The sequence below is a fragment of the Streptomyces sp. NPDC025784 genome (assembly GCF_055558435.1).
Window position 1 is genome coordinate 185,966 of the sequence record NZ_JBVHMN010000009.1, and the last position, 25,569, is coordinate 211,534.

General features: G+C 72.6%; 18 protein-coding genes and 2 pseudogenes. 15 read left to right on the forward strand and 5 right to left on the reverse strand.

Annotated elements, in window-relative coordinates; translation table 11 throughout:
- Nucleotides 1–180: 180 nt before the first annotated feature.
- From ACZ4IF_RS21675 to ACZ4IF_RS21710, 8 genes are read left to right on the forward strand one after another with little or no spacing between them, the layout of a single operon-like run.
- Nucleotides 181–4,059, forward strand: coding sequence for a non-ribosomal peptide synthetase (locus ACZ4IF_RS21675; RefSeq protein WP_467565333.1), 3,879 nt, complete (start codon nt 181–183; stop codon nt 4,057–4,059).
- Nucleotides 4,056–5,378, forward strand: coding sequence for an ATP-grasp domain-containing protein (locus ACZ4IF_RS21680; RefSeq protein WP_467565077.1), 1,323 nt, complete (start codon nt 4,056–4,058; stop codon nt 5,376–5,378). Before ACZ4IF_RS21675 ends, ACZ4IF_RS21680 begins: the two co-directional genes overlap by 4 nt.
- On the forward strand, nt 5,375–6,304 hold the full coding sequence (locus ACZ4IF_RS21685; protein ID WP_467565079.1) for a peptidase: 930 nt from the start codon (nt 5,375–5,377) through the stop codon (nt 6,302–6,304). Before ACZ4IF_RS21680 ends, ACZ4IF_RS21685 begins: the two co-directional genes overlap by 4 nt.
- 17 nt (nt 6,305–6,321) lie before the next feature.
- Entirely contained in the window at nt 6,322–8,106 is a 1,785-nt protein-coding gene (gene asnB / locus ACZ4IF_RS21690; protein ID WP_467565081.1) for an asparagine synthase (glutamine-hydrolyzing), read from the forward strand.
- Nucleotides 8,107–8,124: 18 nt separating this feature from the next.
- Nucleotides 8,125–8,955: a hypothetical protein gene (locus ACZ4IF_RS21695; protein WP_467565083.1), complete on the forward strand. Its 831-nt coding sequence runs from the start codon at nt 8,125–8,127 to the stop codon at nt 8,953–8,955.
- 9 nt (nt 8,956–8,964) lie between these two features.
- Nucleotides 8,965–9,870 carry an aminotransferase class IV gene (locus ACZ4IF_RS21700; RefSeq protein WP_467565084.1) on the forward strand — a complete coding sequence of 302 codons (906 nt, stop codon included), beginning with the start codon at nt 8,965–8,967 and terminating at the stop codon, nt 9,868–9,870.
- On the forward strand, nt 9,858–10,817 hold the full coding sequence (locus ACZ4IF_RS21705; protein WP_467565086.1) for an AEC family transporter: 960 nt from the start codon (nt 9,858–9,860) through the stop codon (nt 10,815–10,817). Before ACZ4IF_RS21700 ends, ACZ4IF_RS21705 begins: the two co-directional genes overlap by 13 nt.
- Before the next feature lie 40 nt (nt 10,818–10,857).
- Nucleotides 10,858–11,826 carry a TauD/TfdA dioxygenase family protein gene (locus tag ACZ4IF_RS21710; RefSeq protein WP_467565088.1) on the forward strand — a complete coding sequence of 323 codons (969 nt, stop codon included), beginning with the start codon at nt 10,858–10,860 and terminating at the stop codon, nt 11,824–11,826.
- A gap of 119 nt (nt 11,827–11,945) precedes the next feature.
- On the opposite strand, the gene ACZ4IF_RS21715 is transcribed toward ACZ4IF_RS21710, so the two are convergent.
- Nucleotides 11,946–14,756, reverse strand: a complete 2,811-nt coding sequence (locus tag ACZ4IF_RS21715; protein ID WP_467565090.1) for a beta-L-arabinofuranosidase domain-containing protein — start codon at nt 14,754–14,756, stop codon at nt 11,946–11,948.
- Between the two features lie 479 nt (nt 14,757–15,235).
- Between ACZ4IF_RS21715 and ACZ4IF_RS21720 the strand changes: the two genes are divergently transcribed.
- From ACZ4IF_RS21720 to ACZ4IF_RS21735, 4 genes and pseudogenes are all read left to right on the forward strand, one after another.
- The gene (locus ACZ4IF_RS21720; protein WP_467565092.1) at nt 15,236–16,510 is read left to right on the forward strand and encodes a PP2C family protein-serine/threonine phosphatase; all 1,275 of its coding nucleotides are present in this window, start codon (nt 15,236–15,238) and stop codon (nt 16,508–16,510) included.
- A 386-nt stretch (nt 16,511–16,896) separates the two neighbouring features.
- Nucleotides 16,897–17,442, forward strand: a pseudogene (locus tag ACZ4IF_RS21725) (ABC transporter ATP-binding protein); the annotation flags it as partial.
- Between the two features lie 8 nt (nt 17,443–17,450).
- A pseudogene (locus ACZ4IF_RS21730) lies at nt 17,451–18,105 on the forward strand (TroA family protein).
- A gap of 6 nt (nt 18,106–18,111) precedes the next feature.
- Nucleotides 18,112–18,855: a cobalt-precorrin-6A reductase gene (locus tag ACZ4IF_RS21735; protein ID WP_467565094.1), complete on the forward strand. Its 744-nt coding sequence runs from the start codon at nt 18,112–18,114 to the stop codon at nt 18,853–18,855.
- A 211-nt stretch (nt 18,856–19,066) separates the two neighbouring features.
- Here the strand turns inward: ACZ4IF_RS21735 and ACZ4IF_RS21740 are convergent, their stop codons facing one another.
- Nucleotides 19,067–19,693 (reverse strand): precorrin-8X methylmutase, encoded by a 627-nt coding sequence (locus ACZ4IF_RS21740; RefSeq protein ID WP_467565096.1) that lies wholly within the window; start codon nt 19,691–19,693, stop codon nt 19,067–19,069.
- Nucleotides 19,694–19,795: 102 nt separating this feature from the next.
- A complete protein-coding gene (locus ACZ4IF_RS21745) occupies nt 19,796–21,001 on the reverse strand; it encodes a magnesium and cobalt transport protein CorA (protein ID WP_467565098.1) in 1,206 nt (401 codons plus the stop codon).
- Between the two features lie 145 nt (nt 21,002–21,146).
- Between ACZ4IF_RS21745 and ACZ4IF_RS21750 the strand changes: the two genes are divergently transcribed.
- Nucleotides 21,147–22,262 carry a winged helix DNA-binding domain-containing protein gene (locus ACZ4IF_RS21750; RefSeq protein WP_467565100.1) on the forward strand — a complete coding sequence of 372 codons (1,116 nt, stop codon included), beginning with the start codon at nt 21,147–21,149 and terminating at the stop codon, nt 22,260–22,262.
- A gap of 22 nt (nt 22,263–22,284) precedes the next feature.
- On the opposite strand, the gene ACZ4IF_RS21755 is transcribed toward ACZ4IF_RS21750, so the two are convergent.
- Nucleotides 22,285–22,932 carry a LysE family translocator gene (locus tag ACZ4IF_RS21755; RefSeq protein WP_467565102.1) on the reverse strand — a complete coding sequence of 216 codons (648 nt, stop codon included), beginning with the start codon at nt 22,930–22,932 and terminating at the stop codon, nt 22,285–22,287.
- Nucleotides 22,933–22,996: 64 nt separating this feature from the next.
- Between ACZ4IF_RS21755 and ACZ4IF_RS21760 the strand changes: the two genes are divergently transcribed.
- The gene (locus ACZ4IF_RS21760; RefSeq protein WP_467565104.1) at nt 22,997–23,863 is read left to right on the forward strand and encodes a LysR family transcriptional regulator; all 867 of its coding nucleotides are present in this window, start codon (nt 22,997–22,999) and stop codon (nt 23,861–23,863) included.
- 104 nt (nt 23,864–23,967) lie between these two features.
- Nucleotides 23,968–24,150 carry a 4-oxalocrotonate tautomerase DmpI gene (gene dmpI / locus ACZ4IF_RS21765; protein WP_095937376.1) on the forward strand — a complete coding sequence of 61 codons (183 nt, stop codon included), beginning with the start codon at nt 23,968–23,970 and terminating at the stop codon, nt 24,148–24,150.
- A 117-nt stretch (nt 24,151–24,267) separates the two neighbouring features.
- Here the strand turns inward: dmpI and ACZ4IF_RS21770 are convergent, their stop codons facing one another.
- Nucleotides 24,268–25,059 carry a S1 family peptidase gene (locus ACZ4IF_RS21770; protein WP_467565106.1) on the reverse strand — a complete coding sequence of 264 codons (792 nt, stop codon included), beginning with the start codon at nt 25,057–25,059 and terminating at the stop codon, nt 24,268–24,270.
- Between the last annotated feature and the right edge of the window lie 510 nt (nt 25,060–25,569).

Genomic DNA, 25,569 nt, shown 5'->3' on the forward strand with positions numbered 1-25,569 from the left:
CGGTACGTGATCCCGTGCCGGGTGCGCGCCGTGCCCTGCCCCGGAGGCGGTACGCGCGAGCGCAGGGGCGGTGCGATACGCGGCCCCGGCGTCCTGCGGCATGCGTGCCGGCCGCTCCCGGGAAGTCGGCAACGCCCCACAAGTCCCGCAAGAAGACGAGGAGTTCAGCCCGTGGATGACATGCGCGCCGCAACCGGGCGCCCGGCTCGGCGGCCGGAGTCCGCCGCCGGCGCCGCACCGCCCGCCCTCCGGCTGCCCGTCGCCGACGGCGACCGGGGCACCGGCGCCCCCCGAGCCGCGCACTCCTGGTCCTCGGACGCCCGTACGCCCTCGGACGCCGGCAAGGGCGCCGCCGCACTGCCCCTGGCGGCGTTCGCGGCCCTGCTGCACCGCTACAGCGGGCAGGGCGACCTCGCACTCGGCCTGGCGGGGGCACCCGGCCGCGTCACGGCGCTGCGGTCGAGGGCCGGGGCGGACACCGGCCTGGCGGACCTGGCGGCGTCGCTCGCGAAGCAGTGCCACGCGGCACCCCCGACGGCCCGGACGGCGCACGGCACCGCCGAACCCGGCGACGAGGGGGCACCCGCGCCCGCAGCGGGGCGCCCGGCCACGCACCTCGGCGGCGGGCTGCGCGCCGGCATCCTCGACGGCACGGCGGACGACACGGGTGACAGCCGACAGCACCGCCTGCCCGAAGGCGAGTTCGACCTGCTGCTCGAACTCGGCACGGACGGCCGCCGCACCCTGCACTACGACACCGCACTCTTCACGCCCGAGGTCGTGGCGCGCATGGCCGCCAACCACGAGGCCCTGCTGCTGGACGGCGTCCGCCGCCCCCGTACACCCGTCCACGCACTGCGCCTGTCCGAGCGGGAGACCCGCTTCCTGCTGGACGAGGTCAACGCCACCGCCCGCCCCTACCCGGACGACAGCCCTCTGCACACCCACGTCGAGGCGCAGGCCGCCCGCACCCCCGACGCGCCCGCCGTCGAATGGCGCGGCACCGTCCTCACGTACCGCGAACTCGACACCACGGCCAACCGGATCGCCCGCGCCCTGCTCGCCCACGGTCTCGCCCCCGGCGCACGCGTCGGCGTCTCGACCGCCCGCTCCCACCACACCGTGTGTCTGCTGCTGGCCCTGCACAAGGCGGGCTGCGCGTACGTGCCGCTCGACCCCGCGTATCCCGCGGACCGGCTCGCCGCCATCGCCGGCACCGCCGGGATGGCGGCCGTGGTCAGCGACGACCCCGCGGCAGGGGAGCGGATCGGCGCGGTCGTCGCCACCGTCCTGCCGTGGGACGAGCTGTGGGAGAAGTCCCGGGGCGAGCGTCCCGACCCCCCGGACGTCGCCGTGAGCGCCGCTGCCGCGACCCATCTGATCCACACCTCCGGATCGACCGGCCGGCCCAAGGGCGTGGTCATCAGCCACCGCAACGTGATGGCCCTGCTGGCCTGGGCGTGGGACACGTACACACGGCAGGACGTCGACCGCGTGCTCTTCGCGACCTCGCTCAACTTCGACCTGTCGGTGTTCGAACTGTGGTGCCCGCTCACCATGGGCGGCCGTGTCGTGGTCGCCGACAACGTGCTCGCGCTGACCGAGGACGACACCCTGCGGCCCACCCTCGTCAACACCGTGCCCAGCGCCCTCAACGTGCTCCTCCAGCGGGCCGCCGTCCCATCGTGCACCACCGTCCTCAACGTCGCGGGCGAACCACTCCCCAGGGAACTCGTCGCCGCCGCCTTCGAGAACACCTCCGTGCGACGGCTGCTCAACCTGTACGGGCCCTCCGAGGACACCACGTACTCGACGTGGAAGTCCTTCACCGGCCCGGTCCGCGAACAGCCCACCATCGGTGTGCCGCTGCCCAACACCGTCGCGTACGTGCTCGACCCGGAAGGCGGCCTCGTTCCCCGTGGCGCCATCGGCGAACTCCACCTGGGCGGAGCCGGGTTGTCCTCCGGGTACCTGGACGACCCGGAACGCACCGCGGCGGCCTTCGTGCCCACCCCCGCCCACCTGGCCGGAGCGCCCGTCCGCACCCTGTACCGCACCGGCGACCTGGTCCGCTGGACCGAGACCGGTGAACTGCGCTTCATGGGCCGCGCGGACACCCAGGTCAAGGTGCGCGGCTTCCGCATCGAACTCGGCGAGATCGAAGCCGTACTGCGCCAGGCCGTCGGCCTGCGCGACGTGGCCGCCCTCGCGGTCCGGCGCGGCGACGACACCCTCCTCGTCTGCTACGCCGGCCTGGAGGGCGACCCCGTCACCGTCGACGACATGTCCGCCCTGCTCCGCCGGAAGCTGCCGCACTACATGCAGCCCGCGAAGATCGTGGTCGAGGACCGGCTGCCCCGGCTGCCCAACGGCAAGGTCGACCGCAAGGCCCTCGCCGCCCGCACCGTCGACTGGGGCCCCGCGCGCGACACCGCGCCCACGGGCGACGGCGGCACGGCCCGCGACCCCGAGGAGGCCGCCGTCGCCCGGGTGTGGGGCGATCTGCTCGGACTCTCCGCGCTCTCCCCGGACCTCGACTTCTTCACCGTCGGCGGGCACTCCCTGCTCGCCACGCTCCTCGCCGCCCGCCTCGGCGACGAGAGCGCGGCCGTGATCCGTGTCGCCGACATCCACGAGAACCGCACCCTCGGGGCCCAGGCCGAACTGCTGCGCCGGGCCCGGGTACGCGCCCCCGAGGCGCATACCGCCACCGGCACCGCCGAGCGCCTGCGCGCCGTCGCCCACACCCTGCACGAATCCGCCCGGGGCCACGGCATCCCCGCCGCCGCGGCGGCCGTCTACGCGGACGGGGCACTTCAGTTCACCTACCACGGCACGGACGACACCGAGAGCGGACCGGCCCGCACGGCCGCCTCCCGGCAGCGCGTCACCTGCGTCACCAAGGCACTCCTCGCCTTCGTCGCACTCCGCCTCGTCGACCGGGGACTCGTTGGCCTCGACGAACCGCTCGACGGACGGCTGCCCCGCGCATGCGCCCGCCGCGACGGCCGCAGCGTGCCACTGACGCTCCGTCATCTGCTGTCCCACACCAGCGGGATCGACGACTCCTACGAGGTCTGGCACGACACCCGGCTGCCGGACCTCGACACCTACCTGGCCGGCTTCCACGCCTACGGACAGCTCTTCGAACCCGGCAGCGTCTTCGCGTACTCCGCCTGCGGCACATCCATCGTCGCCGGTCTCGTCGAGAACCTCCTCGGCATCCCCTGGCGACGCGCCCTCAACGACCTCCTGCTCACCCCCCTCGGCATCACACCGGTACCGGAGAGCGGGACGGCCGAATCCCACTACGGCACCGTGGCCACCGGATACCTGTGGAACGAGACGGACCGGTGCTACGTACGACACGAACCCGGGCCGCAGACCATCGCCGACGACGCCGCCGGATCCTTCTCGGTCTGCCTCACCCTCCCCGAACTCGCACGCATCGCCCTGCTCGCGCTGCGCGACGGCGTCACCGAGAGCGGCGAGCGCCTGCTGTCCGCCGAACTCGCCACCCAGATGCGCACCCCGCAGATCGACGTGCCCGGCCACCACTTCATGCACGCCTGGGGACTCGGCTGGCTGATGTTCGGGCCCAGCGCCTTCGGCTTCAACTCCAACGGCAGCGGCCACCACAACTTCATCCAGATCTTCCCCGAGGACCAGTCCTTCCTCCTGCTCCTCACCAACGCCTATCCCGCCTTCGGGCTCTACGAGGACCTCCTGCGCGCCTTCACCGGCGAGGGACTCGTCCGCACCGGACGCACCTTCGCAACACCCCTCGCCGACTGCGTCGGTGTCTACGCCTCCGACGGCTACCGGCTCGACGTCCTGCCCGGCCCCGAACGCCTCCGCTACGCCTACTCCGAGCGCCGGCGCGACGGCGACTGGCACCTCCTCGACGAGGGCGACCTCGTGTCCTCCGGCGCCGGCGGCTTCACCTCCATGTCCGAGCGGAACATCCTCGCCGGCTCCATCTCCTTCGTCCCCACGCCCGGAACGGACACCCCGGGCTACGTACGCATAGGCCAGCGATTCACAAGGAAGGTCCGATGACAGACCCAGCCAGTGGGCACCCGGCCGTCGCGCACCCCTCCGGTGCGCGCACCGCGCGCGGAGCCCGACACGTGGTGTTCGTGACCTGGAAGACCGGCAACGCGCCCGCCTTCCGGGCGGCCGGCCGGCTCGGCCACGAGGTGACGCTCGTCCGGTCGCTGCGCATGGAACGCGCCCAGCACATCGACTTCACCACCTCGCCCTACCGGCACGACGTCGACACGGTGCACGTCCTCGACGACGCGACCGACGAGGCGTCGCTGCGGGCCTGCCTCCACGCCATCCACCGGCAGCGGCCGATCGACGCCTTCGTGGCCACCGTCGACGCCCTCGTCGTGCCGGTCGCCCGTATCGCCGAGGAGCTCGGCGTCCCGTTCACCAGCGCGGACGGCGCCGCCACGGCCAAACTCAAGCACCGCTGCCGCGAGGTCCTCGCCGCGGCCGGCGTCGACGACACCCGGCAGGCCGTCGTCACCGACCACGCCGCGGCCTCCGCGTTCGCCGCCCGGACCGGCTATCCCGTCGTCCTCAAACCGGCGAGCGGCTCGGCCAGCGAAGGAGCGCACATCGTCCCCGACGCGGACCGCATGCGGGAACTGTGGCAGGACATACGGCCCGGCCGGGCGCCCTACCAGGACGGTGTGCTCGTCGAGCAGTACCTGACCGGACGGTTCCTGTCCGCCGAACTCGGCCTGTCCCACGGACGTTTCCTGCGGCTCGCCGTCAGCGAGCGCAAGACCTGGCACCGGCACGAGGCGCTGGAGGTCGGCACCACGATCCCCGCCGCCATCGACGCCGACACGTACGAGCGGGTCATGGCCTTCGCGGAGTCCGTGGTCTCGGCCGTGGGGCTGCGCCTCGGAATCTTCCACGTGGAGATCATGCTGGCGGACGACGGGCGGCCCCGGCTCATCGAACTCAACCCCCGCCTCATGGGCTCCTGCCTGCCGAACCTGTTCCAGCTGGCGGGCGGCGGCGACCCGTTCGAGCTCCTGGTGCGCGTCCACCTCGACGAGGAGGTCGAGACCGGCGACATCGCCTTCGATCGCTACGCGACCGTCCGCTGGTTCGGGGCCGCCGACCCCGTGCCCAGGCCCGCCGACCCGCCGGCCCTCGACTGGGCTGCCGAGTACGGCGACGCCCTGCACGCGCTGACCGTGAACCTCCCGGACGCCGAGGTCCTCGCACCCTGCCGGGGCAACCTCGGCAACTTCGGCGAGGTGCAGGTCGTGCACCCCGACCACGCGACCTCCATCGGGGTCGCCGAGGAGATCGTCGCCAGGGCGGCGGCCCAGCTCGGCATCGAGGTGACGCGATGAACGCCCCGAACGTCCTGTTCGCCCAGACCCGCGCCCAGCTCGACCGGCTCGGCCTGCCCGACCGCGACACCACGCCCGCCGAGGAGTCCGCCCGCACCTTCGAGGACGGGTGCCACTTCCGGATCGAGGTGCCCACCGTCAACTCCGCGCAGGCGGCCGAGACCCTCCTCGCGGAGAGCCGCCGACGGGGCCTGACCGTCAACCGCGTCACCGAGACCCGCGGCATGTACCGGCACACCGCCGGCGAACTGCGCGCCTACGCACAGCTGGGGGAGGAGTACGGCGCCCAGATCCTGATGTCGGTCGGCCCCCGGGCCCCGTACGACATCGGAGCGGGCGTCCAGACGCCCGAGGGCGCCCGCATCGGCTACCGGCTGCGCGGCCAGGAGCAGGTCGTGCGTGCCGTCGAGGACGTGAAACGGGGCATCGAGGCCGGGATCCGCGGCTTCGTCGTCTACGACGAGGGCCTGCTGTGGGTGCTGCACCGGCTGCGCACCGCGGGCGAACTGCCGGCCGGGATCCATCTGAAGGTCTCCGCGCACTGCGGACACGGCAACCCCAGCTCCGCGCAGATGCTGGAGATGCTCGGCGCCAACAGCTTCAACCCGGTGCGCGACCTTCCGCTGCCGATGCTCGCCGCGATCCGCGCGGCCGTGTCGATCCCGCTGGACTGTCACGTCGACAATCCGCGTCTGTCCGGCGGCTTCGTCCGCACCTACGAGGCACCCGAGTTCGTGCGCGCCGCCGCGCCCGTCCACCTCAAGACCGGCAACAGCGCGCTGGAGGGCCACGGCGTCACCCCCACGCCCTGCCAGCTGGAGGACATCCTGCGGCAGATCGAGATCGTCACCGAGTTCCTGGACCGTCATCTGCCGACGGCCCGCCAGACACCGGCCGGGCGCCGTCACGCACCCGTCGCCGGCTGACCCGGGGGGAACCACACATGTGCCGCATCCACGGCTGCTTCGGCGGCGAGCCCGTCGCCCCCGAAATCCTGCACGCGGTCGCCCGCGCCCAGCGCCACGGCGGCCCCGACGCGACCACCCTGCACACCGGCGACGGCTGGGCACTCGGCAACAACCGTCTCGCCGTCCAGGGTGTCGCCGACGGCCGGCAGCCCTACGAACTCGGCGACCTCACCTGCGTCTTCAACGGCGAGATCTACAACCACCGGGAACTGCGCACCGAACTCGCCGCCCTGGGACACGAGTTCCGCGGGGACTGCGACGGCGACGTACTCCTGCCGCTGTACGAGCGGTACGGCGACGCCTTCGTACGGCGGCTGGAGGGCATGTTCGCCGTCGCCGTCGTGGACCGCCGGGCCGAACCCTGCCTCAAGCTCTTCACCGACCCGGCCGGCATGAAGTCCCTCTACTACCACCTGTCCGTCGACGGCCGCCGGCTCAGCTTCGCCTCCGAACTCGGGGCCCTGTCCCGTTTCCCCGACTTCCCCGGCTCGGTCGACCCGCTGACCGTCGACCGCTACTTCGGCGGCAGGGCCATCTGGGGTCCGGACACCGTGTACACCGGCGTCCGCACCCTGCCGCCGGGCGGCGTCCTGCGCTTCGACGGCACCCGGCCGCAGGTCACACAGTGGCAGCCGGAGCCGCCGGCACCCGCCGACCGCGACGGCTCGGCCGCCGAACTCCTCGACGCCACCCTGCGCCACGAACTCGGCCGGATGATCCGGGCCGACGTGCCCGTCTGCGTCATCACCAGCGGCGGACTCGACTCCAGCTATCTCACCGCGCTGGCCGCCGACGCCGTACCCGAGACGCACTCCTTCACCATCGCCTACCGCGGTGACTGGCCAGGCGACGAACGGCACTTCGCCCGCGAGGTCGCCGCGCACTGCGGCACCCGCCACCACGAGGTCGAACTCGACCCTGCGGACTTCCCCGACCTGGTCGACCGGTTCGTCCGCCACCTCGACCAGCCCAACAACGCCCCCCACGGCCTGAGCACCTTCGCCCTGTTCGAAGCGGTGCACGACGCCGGGTTCAAGGTCGCCCTCACCGGCGACGGAGCCGACGAACTGTTCTGCGGCTACGCCCGCTTCGTGAAGGCGGCCCGCGACGACGGCGCCAACTGGCAGCGCGCGTACCAGGACACGATGGCCGCGGCCGGCACCGCCACCCTGGCCCGCCTCTTCACCCCCGACTATCTGCACCGAATCCGCGCCGGGGGCGGCCACTTCGCGGACCGCAACGGCGACGCCCTCGACCGCCGGGTGCGCACCGGCCCGCACGGGAAACTGGAGACCCTGCTCCGCCACGACCAGGAGCGGCGCTTCCCCTCCTACATCCTGCGACGCGTCGACCATCTCAGCATGGCCCACGCCGTCGAGGCGCGGATCCCGTTCCTCCAGCCGTCCGTGACGCGGCTCGCGCACGCCGTGCCGGCCGCGCACAAGGTCGTCGGTGAGACCGTCAAGGCACCGGTCGCCGAGGCCGCCCGCCGCTGGATCCCCCGCAGCGTCCTCGACCGGCCCAAACAGCCCTTCACCCTGCCCGTCACGGCGATGATCAAGCCCGGCGAGGCGCTGTACGACCTGGTGGGCGACACCCTGCTCGGCCCCCGCACCCGCTGCGCGGCCTACGTCCGCCGCGACACCGTGCGCGAACTGTTCCGGATGCAGACCGAGCGGCCCGACGCGCACACGGCCGGGGTCCTGTGGTCGCTGCTCGTCCTCGAAACCTGGTTCGCCACCAGAAACCTCCACCCCTGACCCGAAGGAGCACCCCAGATGCCGCACACCCCGACGACCACGCTCGCCGTCGAGTCACTCCTCGGCAGGGCGACGCAGGCCGACATCCGCCGCGACCCGTTCCCGCACGTCGTCCTGCGCGACCCGCTGAGCCCCGCCCTCTACGAGGCCCTCGCCACGACCATGCCGACCGCCGAGTACATCGGCACCCGCATCGGCAAGCCGATCACCTCGAACGAGCGCTACAACTACATGTCCGAGCACATCCTGCGCGACGACGACATGCCGCAGGTGTGGAAGGACTTCGTGACGTACCACGCCTCACCCGCGTTCTACCGGGAGTTCCTCGACCTGTTCCGCGACGACCTGATCGCCGCACTGCCCGACACCGAGAACCGGTGCGGCCCGCTCCGCTCGCTGCGCGTCGGCCGCCGCAACCACGACACGTTCGACACCCACGACATCCTCATGGACTGCACCGCCGTCATCAACTCGGCGGTCACCGGACGCCCCTCCTCCTACCGCGGCCCGCACGTCGACAAGCCGTACAAGCTCTTCGGCGGCCTCTTCTACATGAAGCGGCCCGACGACGACGCCACCGGCGGCCACCTGGAGCTCTACAAGTACCGCGACGGAGCCCACCGGTTCACCACGAGCCCGTCCGAGTACGGCGACAACCGCTTCGACATCGACCCGAAGTACGTCGAGGAGGTCGGCACCGTCACCTACGACAGCAATGTCCTGGTGATGTACCCGATCAACCCGCTGGCCCTGCACGGGGTCTCGGTGCGCAGCGTCACCCCGCACGAGCGCCGCTTCGTCGCCCTCGTCGGCGACCTCCAGCACCCGCTCTTCGACCTGGCGCTCTGAGGAGACCCGTTGATCCCCTTCGACCGGCGCACCGGCGAGATCTGGCTCGACGGTACGCACGTCCCCTGGGCGCAGGCCCGCCTGCACGTGCTCAGCCACGGACTCCACTACGCCAGCAGCGTGTTCGAGGGCGTGCGCGTGTACGGCGGCGCGCCGTTCCTGCTGCGCGAGCACGTCGCGCGGCTGCGCGCCTCGGCACGGCTGCTCGACTTCGACCTGGAGCACGACGACGACGTCCTGCACGCGGCGACCCTCGACGTCGTCGCCCGCGCGGGCATCCGCGACGGATACGTCAGGATGAACGCCTGGCGCGGCTCGGAGGTCATCCAGACCGCGGCACTGCACACCTCCGTGCACACATCGGTCGCCGCCTGGGAGATCCCGGCCGGCTACTACGCGGCGGCCGACGCCCTGGACCAGGGCATCGCCCTGCGGACCGCCGAGTACCGCAGGCCCTCTCCGCAGTTCGCGCCGGTCAAGAGCAAGGCCGCCGGGAACTACATGATCGGCACGGTCAGCAAGAACCAGGCGCTGCGCGCCGGCTACGACGACGCGCTGCTGCTGGACGACGCCGGACTGATCGCCGAGGCCACCGGCGCGCACCTCTTCTTCACCCGCGCGGGCGTCCTGCACACACCGACCACCCGGTGCACGATCGACGGCATCACCCGCGCCCAGATCCTGGAGCTGGCGCGCCGCGCCAACATCCCCTGCACGGTGGAGGACCTGAGCCCCGACTTCGTACGGGAGGCGGACGGCGCCTTCGTCTGCGGCACGGCCTGCGAGGTGCTGCCCGTGTCACGGATCGACGACCACACCTACGAACCGCGGCGCAACGACCTGGTCCGGCGGATGGTCACCGGCTACCGCGCCCTCACCGCCACGGGGGAGGCCGCCCGCGCATGGGGTCGCTGACGGCGCTGGAAAGACTCGTGCCGGTGGTGCTGGCCTTCGGCTGCGGAGCGCTGCTCGCGCGCCGCAAGGCCGTGTCCGCGGACAGTTCGCGGGCCTTCGCCGACTACGCGTTCCTCTTCGCGGTCCCCTGCTACCTCTTCGGCAACATCTACGGCAGCGATCTGGGCGCCCTGTTCGACTGGCGGGCCATCCTCGCCTACGCGACCACGGCCGCCCTCGCGGTCCTCGTGGTCACTGCCCTCGCGGGCCTGCGCGGTGTCCGCGACCCGCGGGGCGTGGCGCTGCGGATCATGGCCGGGGTGCAGGTGAACACCGCCTACTTCGCCGTACCGGTGTTCATCACGCTCTTCGGCGACGCGGCGCCCGTCTTCCCGGTCCTGCTGTTCCAGGTGTGCGTGCTGACCCTCGTCGTCGTCTCCGTCATGGAACTCGGCGGGCCGACGGGCGGCCGGGCCGCGGCGCCGGGAGGGCGGACGCTGCTGCGGGCCGTCGGGGCCTCCCTCGTCACACCCGTCGTCCTCGCCTGCAACGCCGGGATCCTGCTCAACCTGCTCTCGGTGCACGTCCCGAAGGCGGCGCTGGACGCCTTCTCGTTCGTCGGCGACAGCGCCTCCCCGGTGGCGCTGTTCGCCCTCGGACTGCACCTGGGCGGCAGCGGCCTCAGCGTCCGGGGCACCACCCGGGAGGAGATCGCTCTGGTCGGCTTCAAGTGCGTCGTCTTCCCCCTGATGGCGTGGGCGGTCTGCGGCGCCGTCTTCGGGGTCGGCGGCGACTGGCTGCGCTACCTGGTGCTGATCGCCGCGATGCCCGCCCCGCAGAACCTGTTCCTCTTCGCCCAGCGCTACGACATCGGCGTCGACATGTCCGCCGCCCTCGTGATCAAGAGCTCGGTCGCGGCCCTGTTCCTGCTCCCGCTGTGGATGCAGTGGGCGGTCCACGTCGGCTGAGCGCTCCTCCATCCCTCGTACGGAAGGCAGCATCATGACCGTGTCCACGACAGCGGGCGCGCCCGCCGGCCGCATCGACGTGCATCGGGTCGCCGGCCACATCGGCGCCGAGATCTCGGGGATCGACCTGCGCGACGACCTGGACGAGGCGACGGTCGCCGAGATCCGGCAGGCTGTGCGCACCCACCGCGTCGTCTTCTTCCGCGGCCCCGACATCGGGCACGCCCGGCACGTCGCCTTCGGGCGGCTCTTCGGCGAACTGACACGGCGGCCCGGGAAGAAGCACGGCGTCGCCCCGGACGGCTTCCCGGAGATCCTCACCGTGGACCCGAAGGCGGACACCGAGCGCTACGGCAGCGACTTCGAGGAGCACTACCGCCGCAAGTGGGTCTCCCCGCTGGCCGGCTGGCACAGCGACCTCACCCAGGCCGTCAATCCGCCCGCCGCCTCCATCCTGCGCGCCGAGCGGACACCCCGGTTCGGCGGTGACACCCAGTGGACCAACACGGTGGCCGCCTACGAGGGTCTGTCCCGGCCGCTGCGGGACCTCGTCGACTCGCTCCAGGCCGAGCACGCCTTCTTCACCGGCGTGCACCTGCGCCACTCCGACGCGCGCGACCGCGAGATCCTCAAGCTGTACTGCGACGACCCGCAGGTCGCCGTCCACCCCGTCGTCCGCGTCCATCCCGAGACGGGGGAGCGGGCGTTGTTCGTGAGCCCCGGGTCCACCACCCGCGTCGTCGGTTTCTCCGAACTGGAGAGCCGCCGCCTGCTCGACCTGCTCTTCGAGCACCTGACCAGCGCCGAGTACACGGTCCGCTTCCGCTGGGAGCCCGGCAGCATCGCCTTCTGGGACAACCGCACCACCTGCCACCTCGCGCCCACCGACTTCGCGCAGCTGGACGCGGACCGTGTGATGCACCGCGTCACGCTGCTCGGCGAACCCGCGGTGGGCCCGGACGGCTTCACCTCCCGGCTGGTGGCGGGCGAACCCCTGCGGGCCTGGTAGCGGGCAGGGGTTCCGACGGCGCCCCGGCGCGCGCGGGAGGACGTGCACGGAGGCCCGGCGGCGTGCGGAGGGCCCACGCGGAGCACCGGCGGACGTGGAGGGCGTAGCCGGAGCGCCGGTCAGGCTCCCCGCGCGTAGGAGGCGTGCCGTGCCGTGTCGACCACCTTCCGGCCGTCGCCCGCGGAGAGCAGTCCCGCCGACACCCAGGCATCCACCGTCTCCCGCACCCGACGCACCAGCGCGCCCTTTGTGCCGAAGGGCGCCGCCGCCCAGATCTCGTCGAGCAGGGTGGTGCCGTCCTCCCGGGCCGGGTCGGCGACGCCGGAGTCGGTGCCGCCGAACACCACCGAGGGTTCGACGCGCCTGAAGTAGACGTGCGTCGGGTCCTCGGTCCCCTCGGAGAACGGGGCGAACTCCATGCCGTCCAGCGTGTAGTGCAGCGGTCTCCCGGTGACGGGGGTGAGCGTGGGCAGCAGGTCGCCGGAGAGGGCCGCGTCGCGGTGGAGCCCGAACGGCAGCGGGCCGGTGGCGGTGCTCCGGGCGGCCAGGTTGACGGGTCCGTGGAAGAGGGCCTGGAGGGACGGGTCGTCCAGGGCCTTCTCCACCCGCACCCGCAACGGGACGACGACCCGGACGGTGTCGCCCGGCCGCCAGGTCCGGGACACGCCGAAGTAGCTGCCGGGCACGGGAGTCCCGTCGACCGCACGGCCGTTGACGGTCACCCGGAACCCGTCGCCCGCCCACACCGGCACCCGCAGCCGCATCTCGAACGCCGCGCGGCCGCCGCCGACGACGAGCGTGGTGCCCTGCTCTCTCGGGTAGCCGGTGGTCTGGGTGACGGTGACGCCCTTCTCGGCCCAGGTCAGCGTGGTCGGACTGTACAGATTCACGTAGAGCGCGCTGCCGTCCGCCTCCGTGAAGTACACCGAGTCCTGGTACTTGGTGGCGCTCTCCATGCCGGTGCCCTCGCAGCAGGTGGTGCCCTGCTTGGGGGTGTAGTCCCGCACGTGGCCCGGCTCCAGACCGATGAAATAGGTGACCAGCGGCCGTTCCGCGTCCTCCTGGTCCTGCTTCGAGCCGAGCACCTGGTTGTACAGGGCCCGTTCGTAGTGGTCCATGTACTTCGCGTCCCGCGTGTGGAAGAAGAGCATCCGGCTGAGCTTGAGCATGTTGTACGCGCAGCAGGTCTCGGCGTTCGTGGCACCGAGCGTGCCCGCGATCACCCCGTGGGCCTTCCAGAACTCGCCGGTGCTCGTGCCGCCGATCGCGTACGTCCGGCCCGGGACGACCATGTCCCAGAAGTTCGTCGCGGCGTCCAGGTAGCGCCGCTCGCCCGTCGCGTCGTACAGCCGCAGCAGTCCGGTGAAGATCGGGATGTGCTGGTTGGCGTGCAGTCCGTCGAGGACGTCGTCGCCGGCCGCGCACGCGTCGATGAGCCGGTCGAGGTCGAACAGCCGGGCCAGCGCGAGGTGTTCGGCGTCGCCGGTGAGGGCATGCAGGTCGCAGACCGCCTCGACGACGCCGCCGAACTCACCACTGGAGAAGATGCCCCACATCCGCTGGAGGGTGGCGCGGGGCAGCCGCGACAGCCGGGAGTGCATCCAGTCGCACATCCCGGAGGCGAGGTCGAGGGCCCGGTCGTCGCCCGTGTACAGATGGGCGTCGAGCAGTCCGCGCAGAATCTTGTGGGCGGTGTAGTACGGCGCCCACACCTTGGTGTAGTCGCCGCTCGTCATCGACTCCAGCAGGATGAACTGTGTCTCGGGGTACGCCGCGAGGAACCCGGGATGGCTCGGCCCGCCCCAGGTGCGACGCAGGGTGGCGTCCAGCCCGCGGCCGGAGCCGTCCGCGAAGGTGGAACCGTCGGTCTCGTCGAAGGCGTACGCGGCCAGGTCGCCGCGGCCCGCGGAGGTGTCCGCTGCCCGGCTGCCGCGCAGCGCCGCGATCTCGTCGGCGGTCAGCGCCCGCGACCATATGTTGAACTCGTCGAAGGCGCCGGCGAACACCGGGTCGGAGGAGAAGTTCGAGCGGCCCAGCCAGTTGTTCCGCAGAGTGCCGAGGGCGGCCGGCGTGAGGGTCATCGCCGGGTTGCGGGCGACGGCGGTGCCGTCGACGTAGAGGGTGCCGGTGCCGTCCGCGATCGTGACGGCGAGATGGCTCCAGTCGTCCAGGGGCAGCTCGGCGGTGCCGTCGAGGCCCTGTTCCCCGCCGGGGCCCGCGGTGGTGACGGCGAACCGGGGGACTCCGTCCCCGTTGCGGGCGGCGAGGTAGAGGTAGCGGGTGGTGTCGTCACCGAAGTCGAGGACGCGGCCCCAGGCGGCGTCGTGGGCCGGCCTCACCCAGGCCGACAGGGTGATCGCGTAGGCGCCGCCGAGCACTCCGGCCGGCAGGTCGACGTACTGGTGGGAGCCCCGGACGTGCTCGGTGGCGGTGCCGAACCTGCCCGCGACGGCGAGGACGCGCGGCTCGTGCCGCAGGGCCTCGCGCACCTCGGTGAGCGCGGTGACCATGGAGTCGATCTTGTCGGCGTAGGCGTGGTCGCCGGTCCCGGCGTACGCCTGGGCGAGCATCGTCAGGAAGTGCCCGGTGTAGTGGCCGCGGAGGTTGCCGTTCGCCTCGCCGTCGAGGCCCTCCCAGCCACCGGGTGCGACCGCCCCGCGGGTGGGGAGCCCGGCGTTCGCGCGGAACACCTGGAGCAGTCGGTCGACGTCGTAGCCGCGGGCGTGGTCGAGCATGAGGGCCCGTTTGGCGGCGAACACCCCCTCGCCGAGGGTGACTTCGCCGAGCGGGAAGGGCCGGACGGCCCAGGAGGGCGGTGTGGGGAGCGCGGCGGAGGCCGCCGGACCGGAGCCGGCGTACGCGACCGAGGGGGCCGCGGTGGCGAGCAGCGCGGACCGCAGCAGTGAGCGTCGGGACAGGGGCGGTGTCATGGCGGGCGTTCCTCGTCTCGATGGGGCCGGCTGCCGGGTGCAGGACGGTCGACGGTCCTGGTGTTCGAAATGCCGTACATCGTGCGAAGGGTCGACCAGAAGATAGATTTCCGGCAAGGACACGTCAACGCTTTCGACAGGTTTCGGCACCGGCCGCCACGACCCGCGCCGGGCATGGGGGCGGACCCGGAGTGCCATGAGGCGAGGGCGGCGGAAAGCGGTACGGCGTGGGCTCCGGGAGCGGTGAGGTGCGGGCCCTGGGATGCCGTGAGGCGCGGGCCCCGGTGCGCCGGGGAGAGCCCCTCAGGGCTCAGCCCGACGCGCGGGGGACACGGCGGGGCCGCCCGCCGGTCCGGGCGGCTGCGGGCCCGCCCCGCGCGGAGGCATCGGCCCCGCGGCGCGGCGCCCGTGACCGGGCGCGACCGGCGGAGGGCTCCTAGATTAGGAGAAGGCGGGTCACTAGGACCGGTGGGAATCACGTGACGTCACCTGAGATCGACTACGCGGCGCTTTTCGCGGCCACGCCGAGTCCCTATCTCGTACTGGGACCCGACTTGGTGATCGTCGACGTGAACGGGGCCTACCTGGAGGCGACCGACCGCACCCGGGAGAACCTGCTCGGCCAGTACATCTTCGACGCCTTCCCCGACAACCCCTCCGACCCGGACGCGGACGGCGTGCGCAATCTGGGCGCCTCCCTGCGCCGGGTCCTGGAAACCGGCAAGCCGGACACCATGGCGCTGCAGAAGTACGACATTCCGATCATGCTCCGGCCCGGTCAGTTCGAGGAACGCTGGTGGTCCCCGATCAACACCCCCGTCCTGAGCCAGGACGGCAAGGTGGCCTGGATCATCCACCGTGTCGAGGACGTCACCGCCTTCATCCAGGACCGCCGCGCACACGACCGGCAACGGGGCCGGGACGCGGACAGTCGCGGAGAGGAGGGGAGCGCGGGCACGTCCGGGGAGGAGATCGAGGCCGAGCTGTATGCCCGTGCCCGGGAGCTCCAGCACCTCAACGAGGAACTGCGCCAGGCCCACGCCCGCGAACGCCAGGTGGCCGTCACCCTCCAGGAGGCCATGCTGCACTCGCCGGACCTCGACCGGCACACCGACATCGCCGTGCGCTACCTGCCCGCCGTGGGTTCCCTGAACGTGTGCGGCGACTGGTACGACGTCGTGGACCTGCCCGGCGGCCGCTTCTCCGTCTCGGTCGGCGACGTCGTCGGCCACGGCCTGGAGGCGGCGACCGTCATGGGCATGCTCCGCAGCGCCCTGAGCGCCGCCACCCGTACCGTGGACGGTCCCGCGAAGGCACTGGAGGTGCTGGGCCTGTACGCGCGCTCGGTCGAGGGCGCGCTGGTCACCACCTCGGTGTCGGTGCTCATCGACACCCGCCGGCGGCGGATCCTGTACAGCAGCGCCGGTCATCCACCGCCCGTCCTGCTGCACACCGACGGCACCTTCCAATTGCTGGACCGCGCCACCGACCCACCGCTGGGAGCCCGCCCCGCACACGTGGCCCGCCCCCAGGTCGGCCTCCTGTACGACCCGGGCGACACCCTGGTCCTCTACACCGACGGGCTCATCGAGCGCCGCGGCGAGGACATCGACGTGGGCCTCGGCCGGCTGACCGACTCCCTCGCCGCCTGCGCACGGCTCGGCCCCGAGCGCCTCGCCGACGCGCTGCTCGGCCGCCTCGGCGTCATCGGCGGCGCCCGCGACGACATCGCGCTGGTCGTCGTACGGCTCTGACGCCCCTGCCCGGTCCCGCGCGGCCCGGACGGGAACGGCACCCGGGCCCACCGACCGCCTCTGTTAGGCTCCCCTGGCCTCCCGCGGGGGAAGTCCGGTGAGAATCCGGCGCTGACCCGCAACGGTGTGCGCGCGGACCGGACGGTCCGTCGCGCGAGCCCGATCGCCCGAGGGTGGCGCGACCCGTTGACTGCTCGCCGTGGACTGCGAGAGGGGACCGCGCGGCGGCGTGTGCCGTCCGGGCCGACTCCTGCTCGGCGCCCGGCGGCCCGAGGCGAAGGACCGCCGACCGTGCGCCGACACCCCGGCCGAACACCCGTCCCGCCGACGGTCGGTGCCCTGGGACTCCTGCTGCTCGTGTCGCTCGTGGGCGGGGTGGGACTCGGAGCCGCCGGCTCGCCGCCCTACCCCAGGAGTCGTCGGCCGAGTTCGACTTCACCGTCGTCGAGGTGGTCGCGACGGGACGGCTCCCGCACCGTGACCGCACCGCGGCGCACGACCGCGAGATCTGCGCCGGCGCCATGGAACGCACCGGCGTCGCCCACCTCGCCGGCCGCGGCTTCCTCACCCTGTCCGGCGGAGAGAAACAGCGCGTCCTCATCGCCCGTGCCCTCGCCCAGCAGCCCAGGGTGCTCGTCCTCGACGAACCCACCAACCACCTCGACATCGCCCACCAGTTGGACGTGCTGTCCCTCGTCCGCGCGAGCGGCCTGTCCGTGCTGGCCGCACTGCACGACCTCAACCTGGCCGCCGCGCACTGCGATCTGCTGTACGTGATCGCGGACGGCAGGGTCGTCGCCTCCGGGCCGCCGCAGGACGTGCTCCGGCCGGACCTGCTCGCCGACGTGTTCGGGGTCAGCGGGCACCCCGTGCGGCATCCCGTGACCGGCGCCGTCCAGCTCCTGTTCGACCTGCTCCCGACCACCGACTGAGGACATCCATGCGCAAGCTGCTCGTCGCCGCCGTCTGCCTCGCCGTCACCGCCACCGGCTGCGGCGCGACGGTCGAGCCGAACCGGAAGGGGGACGCGGGCTCCGCGGCCGTCACCCTCACCAACGGGCGGCCGCAAGGTCACCTACGACACGGTTCCCGAGCGGGTCGTCACCAACGACGTCGGCATCACCGAGCTGATGTTCGCCCTCGGCCTGGAGGACCGCATGGCCGGGTTCGCGATGCCCGACGACAAGGGCGACCTGACCGGTGTGCCGTGGAAGGACGGCTACGGCAAGGTGCCCTGGCTGTCGAAGGACCAGCTCACCGAGGAGAACAGCGAGTCCGGCGGCGTCAACCTCATGCACGACGTGCGGGACTCGTGGACCACCGTCGGCTGGGAGAGCGTCGTCGAGCGGAACCCGGACACCATCCTGATCTGCGACTACGGGGACGTCAGTGCCGAACAGAAGAGGAAGTTCCTGCTGTCCTACGCACCGCTGCGCGGGGTGGCCGCCGTCAAGCACCGCAGGATCTTCGTCCTCGACTACGCCGACCTCGTCGAGAGCCCGCGCAACCCGTCGGCCGTGGAGCGCCTCGGGGCCCGACTGCGGACCGTGGCCGGCCGGGACGCGGAGAATCGGGCAGACGGAGAAGGGAACTGAAGCACCGTGCACGTACTGATCCTCGGTGGGACGACCGAGGCCCGCCGCCTGGCCGAGACCCTGACGGCCCGGGCTCCGCAGCTGCGGGTGACCACCTCCCTGGCCGGGCGGGTGACCGCGCCCCGGCTGCCACCGGGCGAGGTGCGCGTGGGCGGTTTCGGCGGGGCCGGGGGACTGGCCGTGTGGCTGCGCGCGCACCGGGTGGACGCGCTCGTCGACGCCACCCACCCCTTCGCCCGGACGATCAGCGCCCATGCGGCCGAGGCCGCGGCCGGCACCGGCGTTGCGCTGCTCGCCGTGCGCCGGCCCGGCTGGGTCCCCGAAGAGGGCGACGACTGGCACGAGGCGGGATCGCTCGCCGAGGCGGCGGGGCTGCTGCCCGCGCTGGGGCGGCGGGTGTTCCTCACCACGGGCCGGACGGGGCTGGCCGCCTTCGCCCACCTCGACGCGATCCGGTTCCTGGTCCGCTCGGTGGACGCGCCGGAGGCCCCGTACCCCCGGCACATGGAAGTCGTCCTGGACCGCGGCCCGTTCACGCTCGACGGGGAGCGCGAACTGCTGCGCCGACACCGGATCGACGTCCTGGTCACCAAGGACAGCGGTGGCGCGGCCACGGCGGCGAAGCTGCGCGCGGCACGCGAGGCGGGCCTGCCCGTGGTCGTCGTACGGCGCCCGCCGCTGCCGGAAGGTGTCCGCTGCGCCGCGGGCCCGGACGAGGCCGCCCACTGGCTCCTCACGCACGGACGCTGACCCGGCCCACGCTCCTCGCCCGCGGGCGCCGACTCGGGCCGAGGGGTCTCTCGTACGCCGCGCAGACCCGGGCCGAGGGGCTTCTGGTACACGGGCGCCGACCGGCTCCCAGAGGGCTTCTTGCGCGCGGGCGCCCACCGAAGTCGTACGGTGCCGGGTGAAGTTGATCGGCCCGCCGTGTCGGCTGCGGCGCGGCGAGCCGGTCGGTCCGCTACTCCTCCTCGCTCGCGATCGCGTTGAGGGCGGCGGCCGCGATGGCGCTGCCGCCGCGACGGCCCCGGACGACCAGGTACTCCAGGGCGGAGGGGTGCGCGGCGAGCGCGTCCTTCGACTCGGCGGCGCCGACGAAGCCCACCGGCACACCGATGACGGCGGCCGGACGGGGCGCACCCTCCTCGATCATCTCCAGCAGCCGGAACAGCGCGGTGGGCGCGTTGCCGACCGCGACGACGGCACCCTCCAGCCGGTTCCGCCACAGCTCCAGTGCCGCGGCGCTGCGCGTGGTGCCCAGTTCCGCGGCCAGGTCCGGCACGGCGGGGTCGGACAGGGTGCAGATCACGTCGTTGCCGGCGGGCAGCCGCTTGCGGGTCACACCGCTGGCGACCATGGACACGTCGCAGAGGACGGGCGCGCCCGAGCGCAGGGCCTCACGGGCGCGGGCCACCACACCGGCCGAGTACGCGATGTCACCGACGAGGTCGACCATCCCGCAGGCGTGGATCATCCGCACCGCGACCTGGCAGACGTCGGCGGGCAGTCCCGCGAGGTCCGCCTCGGCGCGGATGGTGGCAAAGGACTCGCGGTAGATCGCCGCGCCGTCCTTCTCGTACTCGAACACCGTGCTCCTCCTGGTCGTGCGGACACGGCGGCGAGCATACGCACCCGGCTCCGGGCACCGGACGGACGCCCCGGCTCTCCTGCCGGGGCCGGACGAAGCCCCCTAGAGCCAGTCGCGCCGCTTGAAGATGACGTACAGGCTCACGCACACCACGCCCATCAGGCCGATCGCGAACGGGTACCCGAAACCCCAGTGCAGTTCCGGCATGCTCTGGAAGTTCATGCCGTAGATCGTGCCCACGAGGGTCGGCGCGAAGAGGATGGCCGCCCAGGCCGAGATCTTCTTGATCTCCTCGTTCTGTTCGAAGCCCGCCTCCGCCAGCGCGCGCATCTCGGCGTTCTGCTGCTGTGTCACCAGGGTGGCGTTGACGGTGAGGATGTCGGTGAGGGCCTGGCGAAAGCCGTCCACCCGCTCGCTGGTGTGGGTGACGTGGTCGGCGACGTCACGGAGGTAGCGCTGGAGCTCCTCGTCGGTGCCGTACTTGGCGAAGCCCGCCATCAGGCCGTGCAGCATGCCGACCAGCGGGCGGGTGGCGCGCTGGAACTCCACCATTTCCCGGGAGAGTTCGTAGATGCGGCGGGAGACCTCCGGGTCGCCGCGGAAGACCTCGGTCTCGATCTCGTCGATGTCGTTCTGGACGCCGGCGACGACCGGCACGTACCCGTCGACGACGGAGTCGAGGATCGCGTAGAGCACGGCCTCGGGGCCGAGCTTCAGCAGCTCCGGGGTGTCCTCCATGCGGCGGCGCACCGCGGAGAGGTCCGGCGCCGCCTCGTGCCGGACCGTGATCACGAAGTCGGGCCCCACGAACACGTGCAGCTCGCCGAAGTCGACCTCCTCGGGTGCGTCCAGATACCGCGCCGCGCGCAGCACGACGAAGAGGGTCTCGCCGTAGCGCTCCAGCTTCGGACGCTGATGGGCCTCCATCGCGTCCTCGACGGCCAGCGGATGCAGGTCGAACTCCGCCGCCAGCGAAAGGAGTTCCGACTCGGTGGGACGGGCCAGGCCGATCCACGCCATTCCGGCAGGCTGCTCGCGCAGCTCACGGAAGGTGTCGGCGAGCGACGCGGGCGTCGAGACGCGGACACCGTCGCGGTACAGCGCCGCCTGCACGACGCTGCCCATGTCGGCGGGTTCCGGCGCCGGCGGTTCGGACCGGGGCGCGGAGGACGACGGGGGCGGCGCGGCGGGCGGGGTCAGGGCGCGCCGCCAGGCGGACATCCGGGTGTCCTTCCCGCCCCGGGGGTCCGCGGCCTCGCCCGCGTCACGGCCGTTCTTCGAGGTCGGGCGGGCGCGTCGGTCGGACATCGCGGCTGCCTCCTCCGTCGAACGCGCGTCTGTGTGATCACGGAGCAGGATATACGGGGCAAACGGCCTGGGGCGCCCGCTCCCTCGGGGATCCGGTGAGAATCGAGGACAGAGGCTGTCCGCAAGTGGGGCTAGCGTGCGGAGCATGACGAAGACGACCACGACGGCCCCCGTGCTCGGCACCCGCGCGCTCAACCGCGCGACCCTCGACCGCCAGCTGCTGCTGCGCCGGTCCCCGCTGTCCGCGAAGGCCGCCGTCGAGCACCTGCTCGGTCTCCAGGCGCAGAACGTGAAGCCGCCGTACTACGCACTCGCCGCCCGCCTCGACGGATTCGCACCGCAGGCGCTGTCCCGGCTCATGGCCGACCGGGAGGTCGTCCGCATCGTCACCCTGCGCTCCACCATCCACACCCACACCGCCGACGACGCCCTCACCCTGCGCCCCCTCGTGCAGGCCGCCCGCGACCGCGAGCTCGTCACGTTCCGAAAGGGGCTGACCGGCGTCGACCTGGACCGGCTCGCCGTGGTCGCCCGTGAACTGGTGGAGGCGGAGCCGCGCACCATGAAGCAGCTGCGTGAGGCGCTGCTGACCGACTGGCCGGACGCCGATCCCTTCGCGCTGTCGATCGCCGCCCGCTGCCGGCTGCCGCTCGTCCAGGTCACCCCGCGCGGCCTGTGGGGGCAGAGCGGGCAGGTCGCGCTCACCACCGCCGAACACTGGCTGGGCCGCCCCGCCGAACCGGCCCCGGCTCCCGACGAGACCGTCCTGCGCTATCTCCGAGCCTTCGGTCCCGCCTCCGTCAAGGACATGCAGACCTGGGCCGGCCTGACCCGCCTGCGCGAGGTCTTCGCACGGCTCCGGCCCCGGCTGCTCGTCTTCCGCGACGAACACGGCGTCGAACTCTTCGACCTCCCCGACGCACCCCGTCCGGACGCCGACACCCCCGCCCCGCCGCGGTTCCTGCCCGAGTTCGACAATCTGCTGCTGTCGCACGCCGACCGCTCCCGGGTGGTGCCCGCCGACCTCAAGGGGCGCTCCTGGCAGGGCAACCAGGCGTACTGCACCCTGCTCGTCGACGGCTTCCTGGCCGGGGTGTGGAAGCTGACGGAGGACGCCCTCGTCATCGAGCCGTTCGGCACTCTGACGAGTGCACAGCGCGCCGAGGTGACCGAGGAGGGGCAGCGGATGCTCGGCGTCCTGCACGAGGGAGAGCCGGGGAAGACGTACGACATCCGGTTCGGGACCGTCGTACGAGCCTGAAGTCCCCCGGCCCGCCGGGGAGTCAGTCCGCCCGGCCCGTCACCGCCACCGTCACGCCGAGCCCGATCATCGTGAAGCCGCCCGCGCCGCCGATGAGGGAGAGACGGCGGTCGGAGCGGGCGAACCAGGCGCGGGCCGCCGACGCGGTCAGGCCCCACAGCGTGTCCGTGACCAGGCCGATCGAGATGGGGACCAGGCCGAGCAGCAGCATCTGCAACGGGACGTGTCCCGCCGCGTGGTCGACGAACTGGGGGAGCACCGCGGCGAAGAAGACGATGCCCTTGGGGTTGGTGACCCCCACGAGCGCGCCGTCCAGCAGGGTGCGCAGGTCGCCACGGGGCGGAGCCGCGGCGTCCGTCCGGATCGTGGAGGCCTTCATCTCCTTGCGGTGCCGGAACGCCTGCACGCCCAGGAACACGAGATAGGCCGCGCCGGCCAGCTTCACGGTGAGGTACACCGTCACCGAACGCTCCACCAGCGAGCCGATGCCGAAGGCGACGGCCACCACCAGCAGGTACGAGCCGACCACGTTGCCGAGCGCCGTCGCCACCGCGGTGCGCCGGCCGTGCGCGAGCGCCCGCCCGATGACGAACAGCACACTGGGGCCGGGAATCACGATCACCAGCAGCGACATCGCGGCGAAGGCCAGGAAACGGTCCGTGGACACCATGCCCATCACCCCCAACGGGCCCCATTCAAACAGCCGGTGCTCGGCGGGGCCTACAGTCCGGGGCATGGAACTGCGGCAGCTCGGCTATTTCGTGACGGTCGCCGAAGAACTGCACTTCGGGCGGGCGGCGGAGCGGCTGCACATCGTGCAGTCCGCCGTGAGCCAGCAGATCCGGCGCCTGGAGCGGGAGTTGGGCGCCGAACTCTTCGACCGCTCGCCGCGGCACGTGCGGCTCACCGGCGCGGGGGAGCGGCTGCTGCCGGAGGCCCGGGCGGTGCTCGCCGCGGCCGACCGGGCGCGTGCGGCCGTCGCCCCGCGCCACGGTCTGCGGATCGGGACGAGCACCGGCCTCGGTGAGCACCTGGACCGGGTACTGGCCGCGTTCGCGCGGCTCGCCCCCGGAGTGCCGGTCGAACTCGTCTCCGCGCCGGCGCGGGAGCGGCTCGCGCAGGTCACCGACGGACGTCTGGACGCGGCGTTCGTCCGCTCCCCGGAGCCCGTGCCCGGCCTGCGGATCGTGCCCCTGTGGCCCGACCCGCTCGTCGCCGCCGTCCCGGCCACGCACCCCCTCGCCTCGCGGGACACGCTGGACCTCGGCGAGCTGGCCGCGCTGCCGCTCAGCATCACCGAGCGCCGCCACAACCCCGCACTCGTCGACCTGGTGATCGGCGCCTGTCACGACGCGGGATTCGAACCGCCGGCGGGGCCGGTGAGCGGCTCGCTGCAGGACACCCTCGCCACCATCGGCAGCCGCCCGCTGTGGACGGTCGTGTACGCCTCGCACGCACGCGTCCTGCAGGTGCCGCGGGTCGCCTTCGTCCCGTTCCGGGCGCCGGGCCTCGCGCTGGCCACGGGGCTCGCGGTGCGTGCGGCGGCACCCCCTCCGCACTGGGCCGCACTGCTCGCGGCCTGCGGCGATCACGGGAACTGATCGCTGCGCTCGCGGTCTGCTCCTTGGTCGGCCGCGCCCCGCGCGATGGACTGTTCCCGTCCGCACGAAGCGGCACGAGCCGCCGTACGCAAGGGAGTTCAGCCATGCCCATCGTCACCGTCCAGCAGGGTCCGCGCGATGCCGAGCTCAAGCGGGACCTCGTCAAACGTGTCACCGACGCCTTCGTCGACGCCTACAGGATCCCGGCCGAGTCGGTGCAGGTGTGGATCCACGAGGTGCCGGCGGACAGTTGGGGTACCGCGGGGAAGCTGACCGCCGACAAGTAGAAGGGTTGGACAGGGGGCGCTGCGGACCGCTCGTGGAGGCTCGCAGCGCCCCCTGGCTCTCACCTGAGGTGTACCTCAGGAATTCATGGCCGGCCCGAGGGCCGGGGCGGGCGCCGGCTAGGAGTTGACCTGTGCGGTCACCAGGCCGGAGAACGTGGTCAGACGGGTGTAGACGCCCGGGTAGCCGGCCTCCGCGCATCCCTCGCCCCATGAGGTGATGCCCGCCAGGACGCCGTCGATGAGCAGCGGACCGCCGCTGTCGCCCTGGCAGGTGTCGACACCGCCCGAGGCGTACCCGGCGCAGACCATGTCGGACGCCACGAAGTCCGAGCCGTACGAGCCCGCGCAGCTGGAGTCGGACACGATCGGGACGGTCGCCGTGCGCAGCTGGTTGGAGGAGGCGCCGCTCTCGGAGGTAGTGCCCCAGCCGACGACGCGGGCCGTGGCACCGGTCGCGTACACGCCGGTGTCCGAGGAGGAGACGTACTGCGCGGTGGCGTACGGCATCGACGTGGACAGGGTCAGTACGGCCACGTCGTCGCCGTTGGAGGCGTCCGTGTAGTCGGGGTTGATCCAGATCTTGCTGACCTTGCTGACGGTGCCGTTCGTGCCGTTCAGATAGGTTCTGCCGCCGACGACGCGGACGCTGCCCGTGGTCTCGCCGAGCATGCAGTGGGCGGCGGTGACGACCTTGTCGGCGGCCACCAGGGTGCCCCCGCAGAACTGGTTCTGGGAGGCGTCCGTGATCTGCATCATGAACGGGTACGCGGTCGTCGTGGTCGTCGTGCCGCCGACGATCGGCTGCGGGAGGGCCACGGCGGAGGGGGCGCCGAGCAGGACGGTCGTGGCGGCGGCAGCGGTCGCCGCACAGACGGCGGCTGTCTTCTTGGCGCGGTTGAGCCCGAACATGGGTCTCCTCGGAGGTTTGCCGGTGGGGGGACGCGCGGGTGGGGGGTGGTGCACGACGCCCCTGGCTGGGGAGCCGTGTGCCCGAGCGAGCGGCACGTGGATCACGCTAGAAGCGGTTGCCGCCGCTGCCCAATGAGGGAACCCCCTAGGGGGATTGGGGGAGGGAAAACCCTCGGGTGGGCGGGGTGGGGTTTGGTGTGCTGTGCTGCCCGTTCGGTCCTGTGACGGGGCTCGGCCGCCGTTCGGCCGTTCGGCCGAACGCTCCGCCGGCCCGCACCGTTGCGCCGAACGGGGCGCCCGCGCTGCTCCGTACGGATGCAAGGGGTGCTCCCGGTAGGCCCGTTCGGCCGAACTGACCGGCTCCTCGGGTCCGCTCGGCCGAACGGGTCGTGCGCGGGCCAGGGTTCGGCCGAACGGGGCGTGCGCGCGGGCCCGGATCCGTTCGACGGTGCCCGGGGAGCGGGGAGTTCGCCGTGCCGGGCGCCCGGCGAGGGGGATGTTCGTCGAGCG

Excerpts from the sequence above, each read along its gene's own strand:
- ACZ4IF_RS21675 (WP_467565333.1), top strand. The coding sequence starts at position 181 with ATGCGCGCCGCAACCGGGCGCCCGGCTCGGCGGCCGGAGTCCGCCGCC.
- ACZ4IF_RS21680 (WP_467565077.1), top strand. The coding sequence starts at position 4,056 with ATGACAGACCCAGCCAGTGGGCACCCGGCCGTCGCGCACCCCTCCGGT.
- ACZ4IF_RS21685 (WP_467565079.1), top strand. The coding sequence starts at position 5,375 with ATGAACGCCCCGAACGTCCTGTTCGCCCAGACCCGCGCCCAGCTCGAC.
- asnB (WP_467565081.1), top strand. The coding sequence starts at position 6,322 with ATGTGCCGCATCCACGGCTGCTTCGGCGGCGAGCCCGTCGCCCCCGAA.
- ACZ4IF_RS21695 (WP_467565083.1), top strand. The coding sequence starts at position 8,125 with ATGCCGCACACCCCGACGACCACGCTCGCCGTCGAGTCACTCCTCGGC.
- ACZ4IF_RS21705 (WP_467565086.1), top strand. The coding sequence starts at position 9,858 with ATGGGGTCGCTGACGGCGCTGGAAAGACTCGTGCCGGTGGTGCTGGCC.
- ACZ4IF_RS21715 (WP_467565090.1), bottom strand. The coding sequence starts at position 14,756 with ATGACACCGCCCCTGTCCCGACGCTCACTGCTGCGGTCCGCGCTGCTC.
- ACZ4IF_RS21745 (WP_467565098.1), bottom strand. The coding sequence starts at position 21,001 with ATGTCCGACCGACGCGCCCGCCCGACCTCGAAGAACGGCCGTGACGCG.
- ACZ4IF_RS21750 (WP_467565100.1), top strand. The coding sequence starts at position 21,147 with ATGACGAAGACGACCACGACGGCCCCCGTGCTCGGCACCCGCGCGCTC.
- ACZ4IF_RS21755 (WP_467565102.1), bottom strand. The coding sequence starts at position 22,932 with ATGGTGTCCACGGACCGTTTCCTGGCCTTCGCCGCGATGTCGCTGCTG.
- ACZ4IF_RS21760 (WP_467565104.1), top strand. The coding sequence starts at position 22,997 with ATGGAACTGCGGCAGCTCGGCTATTTCGTGACGGTCGCCGAAGAACTG.
- dmpI (WP_095937376.1), top strand. The coding sequence starts at position 23,968 with ATGCCCATCGTCACCGTCCAGCAGGGTCCGCGCGATGCCGAGCTCAAG.
- ACZ4IF_RS21770 (WP_467565106.1), bottom strand. The coding sequence starts at position 25,059 with ATGTTCGGGCTCAACCGCGCCAAGAAGACAGCCGCCGTCTGTGCGGCG.